This window comes from uncultured Cytophaga sp. (assembly GCF_937863595.1).
Lineage (GTDB): Bacteria > Bacteroidota > Bacteroidia > Cytophagales > Cytophagaceae > Cytophaga.
The window spans coordinates 1-19245 of the sequence record NZ_CALMGQ010000042.1 but is presented as its reverse complement, the minus strand read 5'-3'; the positions used below and the strand labels follow the sequence as shown (position 1 = coordinate 19245).

The following is a 19245-nucleotide window of genomic DNA, read 5'->3' as shown; positions in this document are numbered from 1 at the left end:
GTTGTCGTTTTAGCGCTTTTAACAATGCTTGTAAAGCGTTTGTCTCTAAATGCACGCAAAGGTCTTCCCTCAGAGAATGGGGGCTTTAAAATACGCGGTAAGAGAAATTGGGAAAATGAGGAAGAATAATATTCTTTTTAAACCAAATAAATATATTCTATTAAAAATACTCTAGGAATATACCCTTCCTAAACTAGGAATTAAAAATTTGTATCCACGTTCCAATAAACAATACTTTTTTGTTGATTGAAAAAAATAGATTTAAAATCGAGCCAAAACTTTTTTCAACTTTTCAAATCAACCACCCGGCCAACAAACCTGCAATAATAATAAAGGGATGTGGTATGCGCGTAAAAATTAAAATGCCCATCGTTGCTGCAATGATAACATCATTCAGCGCAACTTGATAAATTTCTCCGTGTTGCAAAGGCCAAGCTAAAATAAACGCAGTAGCAAAAATAATTCCTGCATTGCCTGCATTGATGCCTTCAAACGATGCTTTCACAACTCTATATTCTTTGATGTTTTTCCAAATGGGTGCAATGAAAAATATTAAAATGGTTCCTGGTAAAAACACTCCGATAGAACCGATGAAACCACCTGCTATCTCTCCCCAAAAGCCATACGCACGCATGGATAGCGCACCAATATACGATGCAAAACTAAACACCGGACCAGGCAAGGATTGCAATACTGCATAGCCTGTTAAAAATTCAGATGCTGTCAAATATTTTTTAAATTCTACAAATTCATTAAAGAAATAACCTATCAATGCTTGCCCACCACCAAAAATTAAACTTCCATTTCGAAAGAAATTTTCAAAGAGACGGATGGGTAATACATTAGTTATCTTACCAATAACAGCTGCGGCCACAAAAATACCTCCATATATAAATAAATTTAACCACTTTACTTTAAAAGGAGTTTTCTCCACTTTGGGATGTTTGCCAAATCTAAAAGAAGTAACAAAGCCTGCAATCAAAAGTATGATTGGAAATATCCACGGCTGAGTTAAAAAGAAACACAGTATTGCCGTTAAAATAAGAATGATAAAAGATGTTTTGGTGCGCTGAATTATTAATAAGGTTTTATAAGCAGCATAAAATACGAATCCGATTGCAATTGGACCTAAGTACTTAATAATATCTAAACTTATATTTTCTGTTTGTAAATACGATACCGCAATAGCTGCAGCAGTCATTACAATTGTTGCAGGCAACAGCCATATTAATAAAGTAAGTAAGGCTAAACGGGTTCCACCCATTTTATATGCAACAGCAGTAACTGTTTGAGTAGATGCAGGCCCAGGTAAAATTTGACAGAATGAATTTAATTCTAATAATTCTGCTTCCGTTAGATAGGCACGTTTCTGTACTAAAATTTTATAGAACATTGCCAAATGTGCTTGTGCCCCACCAAATGAAGTGAGTGACAAGATGAGCACATCTTTCAGAAAAATAAGATGACGAATATGCTTCATCGATCTAGTTCTATAGGTTTATGGTTAGATAAGTAGCATCTAAAATACTGTTTTTCCATGAATAAACAGCAATTAAACGGTTTCATAATTCAATAGTACGTAAAATTATGTAAATTGATATTAAATAATTTCAATCATGCGAATCGTAGCCGAATACCCAAATCTTGATTTTAAAATAACCGTTTTTTCATGGAACGGTAAGTACCTGTTAAAAATCGAAAAAGGAATGTTTGAACAGACCTATAAAATAAGCGAAATGGATGTAACAGGAGACGATGAAGTAAAAAAAATAGTAGAAGATCCTATTTTTGTTGAAGAGGTAAAAGAGCGTTTCAAAAGTATGAACGGATCACTAAATGATGCTCTAAATAGGATGTATTGATTGTTATCATGTTTATTTATGAATGCTATTTTCTAAGTGTTTTTACTTATATAAATTGAATAGCATTCCATAACAATACTTTTTTACGACTAAAATATCTCCATTAATAAAAATGTGTTACTCTCTGTAACTCCATTTAATCCTATTTGCAACAGGAACATTAATATTAAAAAAGAAAGACCACCTTCGTTTAAAACGAAGATGGTCTAAGACAAGATATTGTGTTAATGCTTTTCAATTTATAACTCGTAACTCTGTCCATAATCAGGCAATTCAATATTTGAAAAGCCATCTTGTTTCAAGGTTTCCGAAAAGTCCTGCATACTTTGATATTCCCCATGCACTAAAAATACTTTTTTGAGTTTACGTTTATCTTGATGGTTCATATATTTCAACAAGCCATGCCTGTCTGTATGCCCACTAAAAATATCTGTATAAATAACACTAGCAGCGACTGGTATGGTATGCTTTTTAAATTGAATATTTTTCTTCCCTATTAATAAATCATGTCCTATTGTACCTTCAACTGCATAGCCTACAAGTAATATAGTACACAAGGGGTTCTGCAAATTTTGACGAATATGATGTTGAATTCTACCGCCAGTGATCATGCCTGAAGAAGATAGAATAATACAAGGCTGTAAATAATTTGAGATGTTCTTACTTTCCTTAAAGGTTTTTACATGGTCTAAATTTTCGAAATCAAATAAAGATTCATCCTGCTCTTTAATGGTCTGCGCCTCTTCATTCATAAGTGCAGGATATTTAGCATACACTCGAGTACCTTCTGCAGCTAAGGCCGAATCCGTAAATACTTTAATTGGAGGCAATTCCTTTTTAAGAGAAAGCTTATTAAGCGTATACAACAATGATTGCGTTCTGCCTAGACTAAAAGCTGGAATAATTAATCTGCCTGGCTTTTTAACACAGGCTTCTGTAACAATTTTTTTAACAATCTCTTCGGCACTTTCCTTTTCTTTATGTTCTCTGTTTCCATAGGTTGTTTCACACAAGACATAATCTGCTTGTGGAGGTACAATTGGATTTGGTAATAATGGATACGCATCTCTACCGATATCTCCAGAAAATAAAATGGTTTTTTTCTCTCCGCCTTCCTTTACAGTAATAAAAACACTTGCAGCCCCAAGTAAATGTCCTACAGGAATCAAGCGTACTGTAATCCATTCATTTATTTCAAAGTCTGTATTAAACGCAATGGGAATAAACCTGTCTACTGGTTTATAGGAATAATCTTTGGGTGCTGAATTTGCAATTTTTTTCTCTGTGCGCTTAATATGCGCTCCGTCTGCAAATAATAATTCAGAGAGTTCGGATGTTGGTGCAGTTGAAAGAATTTGTCCGCGGTACCCACTCCGAATCAAGGCAGGGATATTTCCCGAATGATCTACGTGTGCATGCGTTAAAATAACTAAATCAATTTCAGAAGTTTCAAAGGGGAATAAATCCGCATCATACACTTTATGTCGATCTGAAAAATCTGATCCGCAATCGATTAAAATATTATATCCCAACGATTCTAACACATACATGCTTCCCGTAACTTTTCTTGCCGCACCCCAAAATGTGAGTTTCATCTATTTTCTTTTAATTAAATATTCAAATTCAGTATTTTTTCACCAAAGATTATCACAAGGTACTTAGAATTGTTCTTAATATATAAAACTAATAATGATAAGTATTACATAAAGGTTTGCGGTACCGAAATGAATTAGTAATTTGAGCTATTATTTGAATTATATAATTACATGTCAAGCATTTCAGATTCTAAAAGCAACACGCATTCAAAATTAACTGCTGCAGGCTTATTAATTTCATTGGGTATTATTTACGGCGATATTGGAACATCTCCATTGTATGTAATGAAGGCTATAGCTGGTGATAGGCCCATTTCAGAAGTATTGATACTAGGTGGTTTATCGTGTGTCTTCTGGACCTTAACATTACAAACAACAATAAAGTATGTTGTGATAACCTTACGCGCTGACAACAATGGCGAAGGAGGTATTTTTTCATTATTTGCATTAATTCGTAGAAGAAATCCAAATCTTGTATGGCCAGCAATGATCGGAGGTGCAGCTCTATTGGCAGATGGCATCATAACTCCTCCCATATCTGTTTCATCAGCCATTGAGGGATTAAAAATTTATGATCCAAGTTTAAATACTATTCCAATTGTAATCGTCATAATTTTAGCATTATTTCTAGTACAACGTTTTGGTACCAACATCGTTGGAAAATTATTTGGTCCAATTATGTTCGTTTGGTTTTTTATGCTTGCTGCACTTGGCTTAAACCAATTAGTTGATAACCTAAGCGTATTGCAGGCAATTAATCCAATGTGGGCATATCATTTATTAACAGAATACCCAGAAGGGTTTTGGTTATTAGGCGCGGTGTTTTTATGTACAACAGGTGCAGAAGCCCTTTATTCAGACTTGGGACATTGTGGAAGACCCAACATTCGAATCAGTTGGATTTTTGTTAAACTTGCGCTTATTTTAAATTATTTCGGTCAAGGTGCATGGATATTAAAACACAGCGGTTATCAAATAACTGGAAATCCGTTTTTTGGTATGATGCCAGATGCATTTTTACCTTATGGAATTGTAATAGCTACTATGGCTGCAATCATCGCCTCTCAGGCATTAATCAGTGGTTCTTATACCTTAATCAGTGAGGCCTTAAGACTAAATCTTTGGCCAAAAGTACTTATTAAATACCCTACCATTAAAAAAGGCCAATTGTTTATCCCTAGCACAAACATCATGATGATGTTGGGTTGTATATTCGTGGTTTTGGTTTTTAAAGAATCTTCGAATATGGAGGCAGCGTATGGTTTAGCTATTAGTATTACCATGATGATGACTTCTTTATTATTATCGTATTACCTACTTGTAATAAAAAGAATTTCAATTATATGGGTCGGTATTTTCTTTAGTATTTATTTGGTCATAGAATTTTCTTTCTTAGTTGCCAATTTAGAAAAATTCATGCACGGAGGCTACTTTACACTCATTGCTGGTGGCATGTTGATGTTCATCATGACTATTTGGTATACAGCATATCGCATTAAACGTAGGCTTACTGAATACGTCAACATGGAAGACTACCTTCCTATGTTAAAAGAATTAAGCCAAGACACTTCCATACAAAAATATTCTACACATTTGGTGTATCTAACAGGTGCTGAAAATCATAGAAAAATAGAATCTAAAATCATGTATTCTATTTTCCAAAAGCAACCCAAGCGTGCCGATATTTATTGGTTTATACATATTGATGTAGTGGATGAACCATATACATTAGAATATAAAGTACGTACCATGTTGGATGATGATGTGATTCGTATTGATTTTAAGTTAGGATTTAGAGTCGAGCATCGCATCAATCTTTTCTTTCGCAAAGTAGTAGAAGATTTAGTCAACGGCGGAGAAGTAGATTTCACCTCTAGATATACTTCCTTAAACAAACGTAATGTTATTGGTGATTTCAGATTTGTTGTATTGGAAAAACATTTAAGTAATGATAATGATCTCAGCGCACTTGAGCAATTTACTATGGATTGGTATTTCTTATTGAAACAAGTATCTCTTTCTGAATCCAGTGCATTTGGTCTTGACACAAGTTCTATCACCGTTGAAAAAGTACCGATGGTGATTAGCCCATTGGAAGCATTCCAATTAAAACGGATGTATTAATGGCAAGTAATAAAACCATATTAGGAATTTCTTTCGTTGCATTCTTAGTAATAATCATTGGATTTATGGTTGACTTTATGTCTCGAACAACAGCACCCTGGGATCGTAAAAAAGACTCTACATATGTAAACAAATATAAAATTCATTACAATAAAGAGTTGGGTTTGAAAAATATTGATTCCTTGATTGAAGCAAGAGAAAAGAAAAAAGAAAAATAGATATATATAAAAAAAGGATCTTGTTGTTACAAGATCCTTTTTTTATGCCTTAGCAATCGAATTATTTTTTACCTTTTAATTTATGTATCTCTGATTTCAGTGAATCAATTTCGTTTCTCAAGCTGCTGTGCGTTATAGAATCGCCTCTTTTTATTTCACCAATCAATTCGTTTTTAATCGCTGTAATTTGCTCCAATTCTTTGTCATTAAGGCCATAATCGTCTTGCATCGCACCAGCATTGCCTTCCAATTTATTTTCTAAGCGATCAGATACTTCTTCTTCTTTGGCACAAGAAAAGACCAGAGGAAGAACTAATAATGCCATAATTGCTAATTTTTTCATATGTGTTAGTGGGTTCATGTTAAAAGATATACTTTTTTATAATCTACTTAAATTATGAATAAATCAAAACTTTAGGAGTATTTACTTTTTTACGCCAATGCATCAAATAATATTTCAACTGTATGCTTCGCTTCTCTACCTGTACCATCTTTAATTTGATGGCGACAGCTAGTACCAGGTGCGGCAATTAACGTTTCAACTTCTGCTTTACGCACAGCAGGAAATAATACTAACTCCCCTACTTGCATGGATAAATCATAATGTTCTTTCTCATATCCAAAAGAGCCTGCCATACCACAGCAGCCTGAAGGAATTACTTCAACTTTATAATTTGTCGGTATAGATAATATTTTTTGAGAGAAATTAACAGAAGACAATGCTTTTTGATGACAATGCCCATGAAGTTTTACTTTACGATTCGCACGTGTAAATAAATCTTTACTGATTTTCCCTGCATCAAATTGATTAGCTATAAACTCGTCTATCATAAACGAATTTTTAGCTAAGTGATTTGCAGCATCCAATTCTTCCGCCGGTACCAAGTTGGGGTATTCATCTCTAAAACTTAAAATGGCAGAAGGTTCAATACCAATTAATGGAGATTCAGAAGTTACAATGTCTTTCAACATAGCAATATTTTTACGGATAATCTTTTGTGCATCGCGAACTAACCCTTTAGATAAATACGTTCGTGCACTTTCTAAATGTTGTGGCACAACAACTTCATATCCCAATCGCGTTAATAATTGTATCGCCTTTACACCAATATGCGATTCATTGTAATCCGTATATTCATCACAGAATAAATACACTTTACCAATATAATGTCCCTTTGCAGGTTTCAATTGGTCGGCATGTTTACGTGACCACGTACGCAAGGTTTGCATAGACATCTTTGGTAAAGGACGTTTCTGCGTCATTCCCAAAATTCCTTTTAAAATACTTCCAGTAACAAAATTACCCATTACGAAGTTTGCTAACCAAGGCCAATTTTTATTCAAAGCATTTGCTTTAGCAAAATTTGCTATAAGCCTTGCACGGAAGGGAACTCCGTTGGCATCATAATATTGCTGTAAGAATTCTGCTTTTAGTTTTGTAACATCTACGTTTGATGGACATTCGCTTTTGCAACCTTTACAAGACAAACACAAATCCATTACTTCATAAATTTCTTTATGATCAAATTTATTTGTTTTACCTGAAGTAGTTAAGAACTCACGTAGTATATTGGCACGTGCGCGCGTGGTATCCTTTTCATTTCGGGTTGCTTGATAACTTGGACACATGGTACCACCAATGATGGATGATTTCCTACAATCACCTGCTCCATTGCATTGTTCAGCCATACGCAAAATGCCTAATGACTTATCAAAATTAAATGTCGTTTTAATTTCTGGAGTATGTTGACCAGAAGCATAACGCATAGACTCCAACATAGGCGGAGCATTTACAATTTTATTTGGATTTAGAATATCATTGGGATCCCAAACTTTCTTCAGATTACAAATCATTTTGTAATTCTTTTCTCCAATCATTTTCTTAATGAAAGGAGCGCGTACCCGTCCGTCGCCATGCTCACCACTTAAAGAACCACCATATTTTTTCACGAGATCCGCAACCTCATCTGTAATAGTAAACATCAACTGACGATCCTTCTCTTCTTTCAAATTCAATACAGGTCGTAAGTGCAATTCTCCATCGCCTATATGTGCATAAAACACACATTTCGTATTGTGCTTGTCTAGTATTTTTTGAAAGTCATCAATGAACGCAGGTTGATCGTTTACATCAACTGTAGTATCTTCAATGCATGGAACACCCTTCATATCACCTGGAATGTTACCTAACAATCCAAGGCCTGCTTTACGCAAAGACCAAATTTTATTTATATCCGATCCCCACAATAATGGAAAATAGTATCCGTACCCAGCTGCACGCAATTCTTTTTCCATTTTTTTAGCAAGCTCTTCAATCTCTTCTTTCGTTTCTCGCGCCCACTCCACAATCAACAATGCCCCAGGATCTCCTTGAACAAAGGCTCTGTTTTTAGATTGTTCAATACTACTTTTTGTGCATTGTAATACAATATCATCTAGTAATTCTACAGCACCTGGATTGTGACTTAAGGCAATTAAATTGGCACGTGTCGCTTCTGCAATGGTATTTAAATGAACAGCTACAACGCCTTTTATACTTGGAGGTAAAGGAATTAAATTTAATTTAATATCATTTATGAAAACCAATGTCCCTTCAGATCCCGCAATCAATTTACACATGTTAAATGCTTCTTTGCCTTCGGTAAATGGTGCACTTTCAAGCAACACATCAATTGCAAATCCAGTATTACGTCTGTTTATGGTAGGTTTCGGAAACTCTGCACGAATCTCTGTTTGATTCTCTTTATTCGTTAACGTTTCATTAATAAAACGATATATATTCCCTTCTAAATTATCCAACGATAATTTAGCATTGTATTCTTCTAGATTTAGTGATTTAAATGTCACTTCGCTTCCGTCACTTAAAAACCCATTTATTTCCAACAAGTGATCTCTTGTAGTACCATAAATAACGGAGTGCGATCCACAAGAATTATTCCCTACCATACCGCCAACCATGCATCGATTTGATGTTGAAGTCTCAGGTCCAAAAAATAAATTCAATGGCTCTAATTTTTTATTCAATTCATCCAATACAATACCTGGCTGCAAACGCACCCATTTTTCTTTGGTATTGATTTCATATATTTCAGTGAAGTATTTAGATACATCTACAATAATTCCTTTACCAACAACTTGCCCAGCAAGGGATGTACCTGCTGTACGCGGGATAATTCCGATTTTATATTTGTTTGCAAATGCAATTATCTTTTGAACATCTTGTTTGTGTTTTGGCCTAGCAACAGCAAGCGGAAGTTCTCTATATACAGAAGCATCTGTTGCGTAAAGTGTTCTCATTGTGAGATCAAAATACAAATCACCTTCAATATTCTTTTTTAATTCTTCTAAATGAGCAAGCATATTATTCGAGAGAAATTATTCTGTTAATTGAGAATCAATGTCGTTTTAAACGTTCAGTAATAACCTATATATATTGACACATAAGTAGATTGTAGCCTTATAGGGAAATTCAATTATTATTCGTTTAAACCTAAGGATAGCTTTCAAAGCCGTTTGGCTTTAACTATGGGTTTAGAGTAATAGTAAAATTTTTGTTTACCACATCCTACCGACATTGAATTAAGAATGTAAATATCGCTTATTTTAAATGTATTTTTAAGCAAAAAGTGTTTTTCGTGTACGTCTAAGCTAAATCATTTATAAAAAGTTCAAGGGATTATATTTTATAGACATATTCATAATAAAATCATACATATTCACTTTTTTAACGAACTGATTTATAAATAATTAATTTTAAAATCAGTTTAATTATCACTATTACGGCTATTGACGAATCTGACTCTACCTAAAAATTGATTTATATCAACTATTAAATGCTTTTCCGTAGGCTCAAATGACTCAAACTATTTCAATATTTAGCATTCATTCTAAAAAAAGGCTGTATCTTTGTACTACTAAAATAAAGACGGGGTAGAGATACTATAAATGTCTAATCATCAAAAAATTATAGAATCAAAGTTTATGTTAACAATCTCTGAAAACAAGGTCGTTCGCCTAACATACGAACTAAGCGAAGACAATAACAAAGAAGTAATTATTGAAAAAGTTGAAACAGATCAACCAGCTACTTTCCTATTTGGGGTTGGTGGATTATTGCCAGAATTTGAACAAAATTTATTTGGTTTAAAAGAAGGCGATACCTTCAAATTTTCTATCGCATCGGATAATGCATACGGTCCAAATGATCCAAATGCTTTGGTAGATATTCCTAAAGAAGCGTTTGCTATTGATGGTAAGTTACAAGACGATATGCTTAAAGTAGGTAGTGTTTTACCTATGAGAGACAACGAAGATAATTTCTTGCAAGGAACAATCATGGAATTAAGAGACGATGTAGTAATTATGGATTTTAACCATCCTTTAGCTGGAAAAGATTTATTTTTCAAAGGTACAATCGTTGATGTTCGTGAAGCAACTGCTGAAGAAATCAGCCATGGTCACGTACACGGCGAAGGTGGTCACCAACATTAATTTACTTTAGAGCCTGTATTTCATACAGGCTCTAACTTTTTTAGGCTATTTGCCGTATAGCATACATACATCTATGGAAAATTGCATAAAAAAATATGTGCTGTTGCTTTTTATTTCGTGCAGCACAGTAATCATGGCTCATGCCCAATTCAGTTTTGGACTTGGCTCCACGTTTGGTATCGGTTATTTACGTTCTTCACAACTAAAACAAGGTGGAAGAGCTATTCAGAACCAAGACGCTACAATTGTGCGCAATGATTATAAAGTACGCGCATCTGCCCAAATCGGATTTCAAGGTGTTATTCAATACCGGTTAACACATCAAATATGTCTGCTTGCGTCACCCGGTTTTAATCTGTTTCGTTCAACTTATAACAATATATATATAAGCAACCAAGCATTGAATTCAACCGACTATATTACGCACAAAATATTATCAAATACTACATTTAAAAGTACGCAACTCATCTTGCCAATAGTAGCAAAGTATTATATCATACCAGATAAAAATTATTTTGCAACAGCAGGATTACGTTTTGCCTATAATACCAATATGCGCATGTATTCTGAAGAGGATTCCATCACTTCTTATTACAACTCTTCGGGCTTGGCTTCTAGCAATAAGCAAGATAGAGAATACAAAAATGTAAAAATTGATGGATATAAACCTTTTCAAATGCACTTTCTATTGGGTATAGGAACATCCATCTTAACGGGATATCGTCATAATTTGGATATCGAATTAACCTATGCAATTCCGCTTACATCTTCTAGTTATTATACGACAGATGCAACATATACAGCCAATGCATTAACAAATTCTGTATATACACAAAATGGGAAAGCAAGTTTTGAAAATGCCACGGGTAAAAATTTAGACCATTTCAGAATGCACCAAATTTCTTTAACAGTTCGTTATTTAATTTATTCTATTAATAAATAATTTTTCTACGAACCTTCTTCAGACTTTAACGATATCTTCGTTAAAATCTGAATACTAACCTTGAATCGTATTTGTTATGAATATTGAACAAGAACGCATTACACAATCAAATTCTGCTAAACCCTGGAAAAAATGGGGGCCTTACGTGAGCGACCGTCAATGGGGAACCGTAAGAGAAGACTATAGCTCAGATGGCTCTGCATGGGAATACTTTCCACATGATATGGCTAGAAGCAGGGCATACCGATGGAGTGAAGATGGCATTGCAGGAATATGTGATGATCAACAACATCTCTGTTTCGCATTGGCTTTTTGGAATTATAAAGACCCAATTATTAAAGAGCGTTTCTTCGGCTTAACCGGAAATGAAGGCAATCACGGCGAAGATGTAAAAGAATATTACTACTATCAAGATAGCACGCCTACGCATTCGTACATGAAAATGATGTACCGCTATCCACAAGAAGCTTTTCCTTATGATAATCTAGTTGCTGAAAATAAAAAAAGAACACGTACCGACGAAGAGTACGATTTAATTGATACAGGCATTTTTGATAACAATAAATTTTTTGATATATCTGTTGAATACGCAAAAAATGCCGAAGAAGATATTTTAATACGCATCCATGTTTTAAATAAATACCACGAAAATAAAGAACTTGTAGTACTACCTACTGCTTGGTTTCGAAATACGTGGTCATGGGACAATCATGCTCAAAAACCCTCCGCCTATTTAGTTACAAATAATGAAATACGGTTTTCACATCATGATCATGGCACGTATAATTTATACTTCGACCAACATCCCGAGTTGCTATTTTGTGAAAATGAAACAAATTATAAACGTGTTTTTGGAGAAGATAATGGCAATCATTTTTTTAAGGATGGCATCAATGATTATATCGTTAACAAAAAACATGCTGCAGTTAACGACGCACATATTGGTACCAAAGCTTCAGGAGCCTATCGAATAGAAGTCGCTGGTAATAATAATTATGTTATTCGATTGCGTTTGAGTAAAGACAAAGTGGATCACCCCTTTGATAATTTTGACGGATTGATTGCTCAACGAATAACAGATGCAGATATTTTTTATGATGAATTACAATCACACATACGACAACCAGATTTAAAAAATATTCAGCGCCAAGCCTATGCGGGCATGATGTGGTCGAAGCAATTTTATCATTTCGATGTTTCAAAATGGTTGGATGGCGATGAAATCAATCCGCCAAATATTGATTTTGATGCGCGCCAAAAACAAGGGCGCAATGTTTCTTGGCGACACATGCATTGTTCAGAAATTATTTCCATGCCCGATAAATGGGAATATCCGTGGTTTGCTGCTTGGGATTTAGCATTCCATTGTGTACCCATTGCACGTATTGATTCGGAATTTGCCAAAGATCAACTTCAATTATTGCTTGATGAAAAACATCTACACCCAAGCGGACAGATACCTGCGTATGAATGGGCGTTTAGTGACGTAAATCCACCAGTACATGCTTGGGCAACCCTACGTATCTTTCATATAGACAGAAAAATTCGAAATGATAAAGGCGACTTTGATTTTCTGGAACAATCCTATCATAAACTTCTTTTAAATTTTACGTGGTGGGTAAACCAAAAAGATAAAAACGGAAGCAATATTTTTGAAGGTGGCTTTTTGGGTTTGGATAATATCGGTATTTTTGATCGAAGCAAACCCTTACCAACAGGAGGTTTCATGGAACAAGCGGATGGCACTGCTTGGATGGCAATGTTTTGTCTAAACATGCTAAAAATTTCGTTGGAATTATCCTTACACAATCCTAACTACCAAAGTATGGCGTGTAAATTCTTTGAACATTTTTATTATATAGCCGCGGCCTTAAATAATATTGGCGACGATGACAACTCATTATGGGACGAAGATGAAAAATTCTTTTATGATTTACTGCATTTACCAAATGGTTCAGTAAAGCGATTAAAAATAAATTCAATGGTTGGTTTGATTCCTTTATTTGCGGTTGAAACCATTATTGCAGAGAGTTATGAAAATTTACCCGTATTTAAAAAACAGGTTGATTATTTTATTCGTGAACGAGAAGATTTAACAAAAAATGTTTCTAGATTAGATGAACCAGGTGTAGGAAAGAGAAGATTGCTATCCTTGCTCCGCGGTTTTAGAATGAAACAATTACTTGTGCGTATGTTGGATGAAACGGAGTTTTTATCCGATTATGGTATTCGCGCCTTATCTAAAATACACAAAGATCACCCCTACAAATATCACTTGGAACATCAAGTTTTTCAAATTGAATATGAACCCGGAACATCCTCAACAGGGCTATTTGGAGGGAACTCAAATTGGCGCGGACCTATTTGGTTTCCGGTTAATTATTTGATCATCGAATCTCTTTTAAAATATCATTTATATTATGGAGATGATTTTAAAATTGAATACCCTACACACAGTGGAAAATACTTAACTATCCGCGACGTAGCTGCACAACTCGGGATTCGATTGATGAAGTTGTTTCGAAAAGATGAAAATGGTAAAAGACCCATTTATAACAACGCTCCTAAAATGCAAAATAATCCAGCCTTTAACGATGAGATTTTATTCTATGAATATTTTAATGGCGATGATGGCTCTGGTATAGGTGCCTCGCATCAAACAGGCTGGACAGGTCTTATTGCCGATATGATATTCAAGTTTGGTTATTACGATCAAGATCAATAAAATTATTAAAGTGCATATTAAGACCTTTAACATATATTGACCTTTGTTATTGTGTTACCGATCTAAAGGGCGCTCACTCCCTACTCAAATTATATACAGTACTACATTACACATTATTTATACCCAAAATACTATTGAAATGAAAATTAGATGTGGTGGCGTTCCCGAACATTTTAATTATCCATGGCATGTTGCAATGGAACAAGGCTATTTTAAGGAAGAAGATATTGAACTTGAATGGACAGATTACAAAGGTGGTACAGGAGCGATGTGTCAAGACCTAACAAGTGACATTATAGATGTTGCCACTCTATTAACTGAAGGTGCAATTGCAGCAATCGCACAAGGGAATCCCTCTGTTATCGATCGAGTATATGTGGCATCTCCCTTAATTTGGGGAATTCATACAGGTGCACAATCTGTACATACTAACCCAAATACTTCTGGACCCATTCGGTACGCAGTAAGTAGAATGGGTTCTGGATCTCATCTAATGGCTTTGGTAGACCGTATGCAACGTGGCTTAGATTTAAACGATGCTTCTTGGGAATTGATACAAAATTTAGACGGCGCAAGAATTTCTTTGCAAAAAAACGAATCGGATTATTTTCTTTGGGAAAAGAATATGACTGCTCCATACGTATACCTTGGAGAACTTAGAAGAATAGGTGAATGTCCCACGCCCTGGCCATCAGTAGTTATTACAATCAGCAATTCTGCGCGTAGTCGAATTGGTAATTTTGACGGCATGTACCGTGCTTTAGAAAAAGCCATTCAATTTATTCAACACTTACCAAAGCCTGCAGAAACTATTGCTGACATCTACCAATTAAAAAAAGAAGATGCTGAAGATTGGTATAGCCGAATAGAATGGGCACATTCCCAACCTTTATTGGAATCTCATTTTGACACCATCAGTGAAGTGTTGGTTGCTGCTAACATTTTAAATGTTACCCCTACTTACGACTCTGTTTGCAAGTAAAAAAATAAATTTATTCTATTAAATGAAAAGAGTTCCGCTAACAATATAGCGGAACTCTTTTCATTTAATTTATTTTTATTTTCTTACTTCACTATCTGTACCCAACCTGTATTTGGCTCTGGATATACTTGACTTTGCAAGTTGATGATGTAGAAGTACGTACCCTCTGGTAACACTTCTGAATTTCTGTAATTCGTACCATCCCAATTCTTAGGATAACCTGCTGTCTTCCATACCAAGTTGCCCCAACGGTTGTAGATTTCTATAATCACATTCGGATACCCTTCGATGTTTTCTATCTTCCAAACATCATTCACACCATCTCCGTTCACCGTAATTACGTTCGGTACTTTAATTGGTTTCACTACATAGATCGTTACATAATCCGGATCCGATGGACAAATACCATCTTTTACAATCAACTCATACGTAATGGTTTGTGTCGCTTTAAACGTTGGGTTACTAACTGTTCCTAAACTTAAATACGTTGTTGGTGTCCATTCATACGTTCCACCTCCACTGCCACTTAATGCACTAATTACTCCCTCTGGTAAGCTTTGGTCGGGGCCTGCATAGGCAATCGGTTTTGCTATTACTTTTAACTCTTTTGCGAGAGAACTAGAACCACAGGCAGCATTCTTTTCTTCAACACTATATAACCCTGATTCTTTTGCCGTAAATGTTGCATTTGTTGCATTATTAATAGCAGTGCCATTTTTATACCATTGATACTTGTTTCCTGTAGTCTCAACTGTTGAAAATGTAAACCCTAATGGTGCACAAATTTCTGTATTCGGCTCTATAACATTCGGAGTTGTCTTTGGTCGAACATCCATAGTGATTTTATTTGATTGTGCTGGATTCGGTGCCAATGCGCAACCCAAACTCGAGGTAACCTCAACATACACTTGATCCCCTAATTGAGTTAACAAGGTCGGTGAAACATACGATGGAGAGTTTGTTCCTACTTGACCTGGTATTCCAGAACTACTCGGTATCAACCACCATTGATACGTTGGAGTGCCTGCATCTTTTGCTACTGCTGTAAACGTAGTTGGGAACTCTTCACAAAGTGGATTACGCGGTGTACTAATCGTAACAGTAGGTGCTACTGCTGTTTTTAAATTTACCGTGAAGCTCGACTCTTTATCTCCTGTATTACATGAATTTGATGTACTCACTACAACTTTAATCACCTTTGTGGTTACGTTGTCATTACCTATTACGGGTGTATATGAATACGTATCACTATTGGTGCCTACTGGATCTCCATTTAAGGTCCATGCATAAGTCAATGTACTCGTTGGTACATCTGAACTCGCAACTGCTGTAAATACTGTTGGCGTTGCGCTTACACACAAATCAACGGGAGCCGTAAAGGGTGTTAACGTAATGATTTCTTTTGGACTGATTGTTTTGGTAACAATGTTTGTTGTTACAGCATCGCACGTTCCTGATTTATCTACTCTTTGGAATTTAGTCGTTACAGATATCGCTGGTGAGGTATACGTCGCATTTGTAGCTAATGCAATATCTGTGAATCCTAAACCTGCATCATACTGCCACTGATATGTATAGCCGGAACCTGCACCACCTGTAGTTGCACCTAAAGCGATTTCTTTCATTTCTTTGGGTGCTGTATTGATACAGATACCTTCATCATCTCCTATCTTCCCTGCAACTAATGCTGGGAGAACAGTAATGTTAATGATATTACTTTCTGATTTATTACATAGTGATGGAACATCTGTAAATGTAACAATCCTTTTGTAAGAAACTGACGTACCCGTTTTTGCTCCACTTGGGGTAAATCCTGTGCCATTTACTGTACCATTTGCTGTAACAAATGCTCCACCATCAATAGATTCTTGCCATGTATATACCGGTGTGGTTCCTCCACTTGCTGGTGTAGTACCTGCGGTAATTGCACCAGGAGTTGTATTGTTACATATTGTTAATTTTGCTGTCGTTATCGTACCGCCTGCAACACCTGCATTCACCGTTACTGTGATCGCTGGTGATAAAGAAGCCGTTGTACTTGCACATTCTGCTGCACTCAACGCTTTTACATAGATACTATATACTTGTGGACTTAAAGCAGCTGTTGTTGTTAAGGAAGTTGTACTAAACGGATTCGTTGTTGTAGCAGCTCCTTGACTTGTTTCACTACCTGCTGCACCTATAAACCATTCATATTTTGGAGCTGGTGTAGAACCAGAACCTGTTGGCGTAGCTGTAAAGTTAACAGTATTGCCTGAGCAAATTGTCGTTTGGTCTGCTACGATAGTTACATTAAGTACGGGCACTGGGATTACTGTAATAGTAATCGGATTCGAAATAGATGGAATCGTTGGTGCACATTTTTCGCTACTTAACATTTCAACAGTATAAATATCTCCATCAACTGCTGTAGTAGTTGTATACGTATTTGAATTTGTTCCAACAGTTACTGCTGGACCAACAAGCGGTTTACGTTTCCAAACATATGCCGGTGGCGTACCGCCTTCTACTGGCGTTGCAGTAAAGATTAATGTTCCGTTCGGGCAAATCGTCTTGTCTGCATCGTCTACTACAATACTTACTGTAGGTACAGGTATTGGATTTACAACGATTGTTGCAGTCGTCGTTGCAGTCTTTGGTACGGCACAACCTAAATCACTCGTTAATTCTACCGTAATAACTTCTCCATTTTTAAAACCTGTACTCGCATACGTATCTGTCGCTGATAATGTACCTGAATGAGTTGGTTCAGAAGATGTCCATTTGTACGCTGGAATCGTTCCTCCACTTGTTGGATTTGCTTTAAGTGATATATTATCTCCATCACAAATTGTTAAACTTGGTGTTGCAACAATAACTACTGTAGGGGCAGCTGTAGCACTAACTGTTACATCGTAATTAAATGCTGGACCTGGACAGCCTCCTGTTGTGGATGTTGGTATGATAACATAACGGACAACCACTGGGCCAGTTGCTGTACTTGTCAATACTTCAGTAATCGGACTGGATGTTCCGCTACCTGCAACATTGCCATTTATTGTGGATATCGCTGCACGTGTCCAAGTGTATGTCGATGGATTATCACTTGTAATGATATAATTCTGTGCTACTGCAGTACAGATTGTTCCTGTTGCTGCTGAGTTAATCGTAGGTTTTGGAATCACTGTGACATCATAATTAAATGGTGTGCCAGGGCAAGAACCTGCTGTTGATGTGGGAGTAATAATATAGCGAACAACTACAGATGCGGCTGTTGTATTGGTTAACGTCTCTGTAATTGGGCTCGCTGCTCCTGATCCGATTGCATTGCTAATGCCAGCAACTACAGCTCGAGTCCATGCATAACTTGATGGAACAACACTTGTAATTGCATAACTCTGTGCTGCTCCTGAACAAATTGAGCCTGTTGCTAAAGATGAAATTGTCGGTGTAGGCACTACTGTTACATCATAATTAAAGGCTGCACCAGCACACGTTCCCGTTGTGGATGTTGGGGTAATAATATATCGAACAACTACAGCTGCATTTGTTGTATTGGTTAGCGTTTCTATAATTGGATTTGCTGTTTGTGCACTAACTGTTGCATTACTAACTCCCGTTACGGCTGCACGTGACCATGCATAACTGGATGGAACAACACTTGTAATAGAATAGCTCTGTGCTGCTCCTGAACATACCGAACCTGCTGCTGCTGAACTAATCGTTGGTTTTGGATTAACCGTCACATCATAATTAAATGCTGCACCAGGGCAAGAACCTGCTGTGGATGTTGGGGTAATAATATATCGAACAACTACAGCTGCATTTGTTGTATTGGTTAGCGTTTCTATAATTGGATTTGCTGTTTGTGCTGTTGCTACTGCATTACTGATACCTGTAACTGTTGCACGTGACCATACATAACTGGATGGAACGACACTTGTAATAGAATAGCTCTGTGCTGCACCTGAACAAACGATTCCTGTTGATGCAGATGAAATGGTCGGTGTAGGGACTACTGTTACATCATAATTAAAGGCTGTGCCAGGGCAAGAACCTGCTGTAGATGTGGGCGTGATAATATATCGAACAACTACAGCTGCATTTGTTGTATTGGTTAGCGTTTCTATAATTGGATTTGCTGTTTGTGCTGTTGCTACTGCATTACTGATACCTGTAACTGTTGCACGTGACCATACATAACTGGATGGAACGACACTTGTAATAGAATAGCTCTGTGCTATCCCTGAACAAACTGAACCTGTTGATGCAGATGAAATTGTCGGTGTAGGCACTACTGTTACATCATAATTAAAGGCTGCACCA

12 protein-coding genes are annotated in these 19245 nt (G+C 36.1%); 7 read left to right on the top strand and 5 right to left on the bottom strand.

From position 1 onward, the window contains the following. Positions 1-292: 292 nt before the first annotated feature. Positions 293-1480, bottom strand: coding sequence for a chromate transporter (locus Q0543_RS03225; protein WP_299249035.1), 1188 nt, complete (start codon positions 1478-1480; stop codon positions 293-295). Between the two features lie 136 nt (positions 1481-1616). Between Q0543_RS03225 and Q0543_RS03220 the strand changes: the two genes are divergently transcribed. Continuing rightward, entirely contained in the window at positions 1617-1862 is a 246-nt protein-coding gene (locus Q0543_RS03220; protein ID WP_299249032.1) for a hypothetical protein, read from the top strand. Between the two features lie 239 nt (positions 1863-2101). Here the strand turns inward: Q0543_RS03220 and Q0543_RS03215 are convergent, their stop codons facing one another. Continuing rightward, the gene (locus Q0543_RS03215; protein ID WP_299249029.1) at positions 2102-3457 is read right to left on the bottom strand and encodes an MBL fold metallo-hydrolase; all 1356 of its coding nucleotides are present in this window, start codon (positions 3455-3457) and stop codon (positions 2102-2104) included. Positions 3458-3628: 171 nt separating this feature from the next. On the opposite strand from Q0543_RS03215, the gene Q0543_RS03210 reads away from it, so the two are divergent. Next, positions 3629-5581 carry a KUP/HAK/KT family potassium transporter gene (locus tag Q0543_RS03210; protein WP_299249026.1) on the top strand — a complete coding sequence of 651 codons (1953 nt, stop codon included), beginning with the start codon at positions 3629-3631 and terminating at the stop codon, positions 5579-5581. After that, positions 5581-5799 (top strand): hypothetical protein, encoded by a 219-nt coding sequence (locus Q0543_RS03205; protein WP_299249023.1) that lies wholly within the window; start codon positions 5581-5583, stop codon positions 5797-5799. Before Q0543_RS03210 ends, Q0543_RS03205 begins: the two co-directional genes overlap by 1 nt. A 61-nt stretch (positions 5800-5860) precedes the next feature. Here the strand turns inward: Q0543_RS03205 and Q0543_RS03200 are convergent, their stop codons facing one another. Both Q0543_RS03200 and Q0543_RS03195 read right to left on the bottom strand, forming a co-directional pair. After that, entirely contained in the window at positions 5861-6142 is a 282-nt protein-coding gene (locus Q0543_RS03200; RefSeq protein WP_299249020.1) for a hypothetical protein, read from the bottom strand. 89 nt (positions 6143-6231) lie between these two features. Next, positions 6232-9159 (bottom strand): FAD-binding and (Fe-S)-binding domain-containing protein, encoded by a 2928-nt coding sequence (locus Q0543_RS03195; protein ID WP_299249017.1) that lies wholly within the window; start codon positions 9157-9159, stop codon positions 6232-6234. 621 nt (positions 9160-9780) lie between these two features. Between Q0543_RS03195 and Q0543_RS03190 the strand changes: the two genes are divergently transcribed. The 4 genes from Q0543_RS03190 to Q0543_RS03175 all read left to right on the top strand — a co-directional run bounded on the left by Q0543_RS03190 (position 9781) and on the right by Q0543_RS03175 (position 14940). Further along, positions 9781-10290, top strand: a complete 510-nt coding sequence (locus Q0543_RS03190) for an FKBP-type peptidyl-prolyl cis-trans isomerase (protein ID WP_299249014.1) — start codon at positions 9781-9783, stop codon at positions 10288-10290. 73 nt (positions 10291-10363) lie between these two features. After that, entirely contained in the window at positions 10364-11233 is an 870-nt protein-coding gene (locus Q0543_RS03185; protein WP_299249011.1) for an outer membrane beta-barrel protein, read from the top strand. Positions 11234-11309: 76 nt separating this feature from the next. Then, on the top strand, positions 11310-13958 hold the full coding sequence (locus Q0543_RS03180; RefSeq protein WP_299249008.1) for a glucosidase: 2649 nt from the start codon (positions 11310-11312) through the stop codon (positions 13956-13958). A 139-nt stretch (positions 13959-14097) separates the two neighbouring features. Then, the gene (locus Q0543_RS03175; RefSeq protein ID WP_299249005.1) at positions 14098-14940 is read left to right on the top strand and encodes a substrate-binding domain-containing protein; all 843 of its coding nucleotides are present in this window, start codon (positions 14098-14100) and stop codon (positions 14938-14940) included. Positions 14941-15023: 83 nt separating this feature from the next. Here the strand turns inward: Q0543_RS03175 and Q0543_RS03170 are convergent. Next, a partial coding sequence (locus Q0543_RS03170; protein WP_299249002.1) for a PKD-like domain-containing protein occupies positions 15024-19245 on the bottom strand: 4222 nt, incomplete at its 5' end.

Excerpts from the sequence above, each read along its gene's own strand:
- Q0543_RS03175 (WP_299249005.1), top strand. The coding sequence starts at position 14,098 with ATGAAAATTAGATGTGGTGGCGTTCCCGAACATTTTAATTATCCATGG.
- Q0543_RS03195 (WP_299249017.1), bottom strand. The coding sequence starts at position 9,159 with ATGCTTGCTCATTTAGAAGAATTAAAAAAGAATATTGAAGGTGATTTG.
- Q0543_RS03220 (WP_299249032.1), top strand. The coding sequence starts at position 1,617 with ATGCGAATCGTAGCCGAATACCCAAATCTTGATTTTAAAATAACCGTT.
- Q0543_RS03190 (WP_299249014.1), top strand. The coding sequence starts at position 9,781 with ATGTTAACAATCTCTGAAAACAAGGTCGTTCGCCTAACATACGAACTA.
- Q0543_RS03185 (WP_299249011.1), top strand. The coding sequence starts at position 10,364 with ATGGAAAATTGCATAAAAAAATATGTGCTGTTGCTTTTTATTTCGTGC.
- Q0543_RS03210 (WP_299249026.1), top strand. The coding sequence starts at position 3,629 with ATGTCAAGCATTTCAGATTCTAAAAGCAACACGCATTCAAAATTAACT.
- Q0543_RS03205 (WP_299249023.1), top strand. The coding sequence starts at position 5,581 with ATGGCAAGTAATAAAACCATATTAGGAATTTCTTTCGTTGCATTCTTA.
- Q0543_RS03215 (WP_299249029.1), bottom strand. The coding sequence starts at position 3,457 with ATGAAACTCACATTTTGGGGTGCGGCAAGAAAAGTTACGGGAAGCATG.
- Q0543_RS03200 (WP_299249020.1), bottom strand. The coding sequence starts at position 6,142 with ATGAAAAAATTAGCAATTATGGCATTATTAGTTCTTCCTCTGGTCTTT.
- Q0543_RS03225 (WP_299249035.1), bottom strand. The coding sequence starts at position 1,480 with ATGAAGCATATTCGTCATCTTATTTTTCTGAAAGATGTGCTCATCTTG.
- Q0543_RS03180 (WP_299249008.1), top strand. The coding sequence starts at position 11,310 with ATGAATATTGAACAAGAACGCATTACACAATCAAATTCTGCTAAACCC.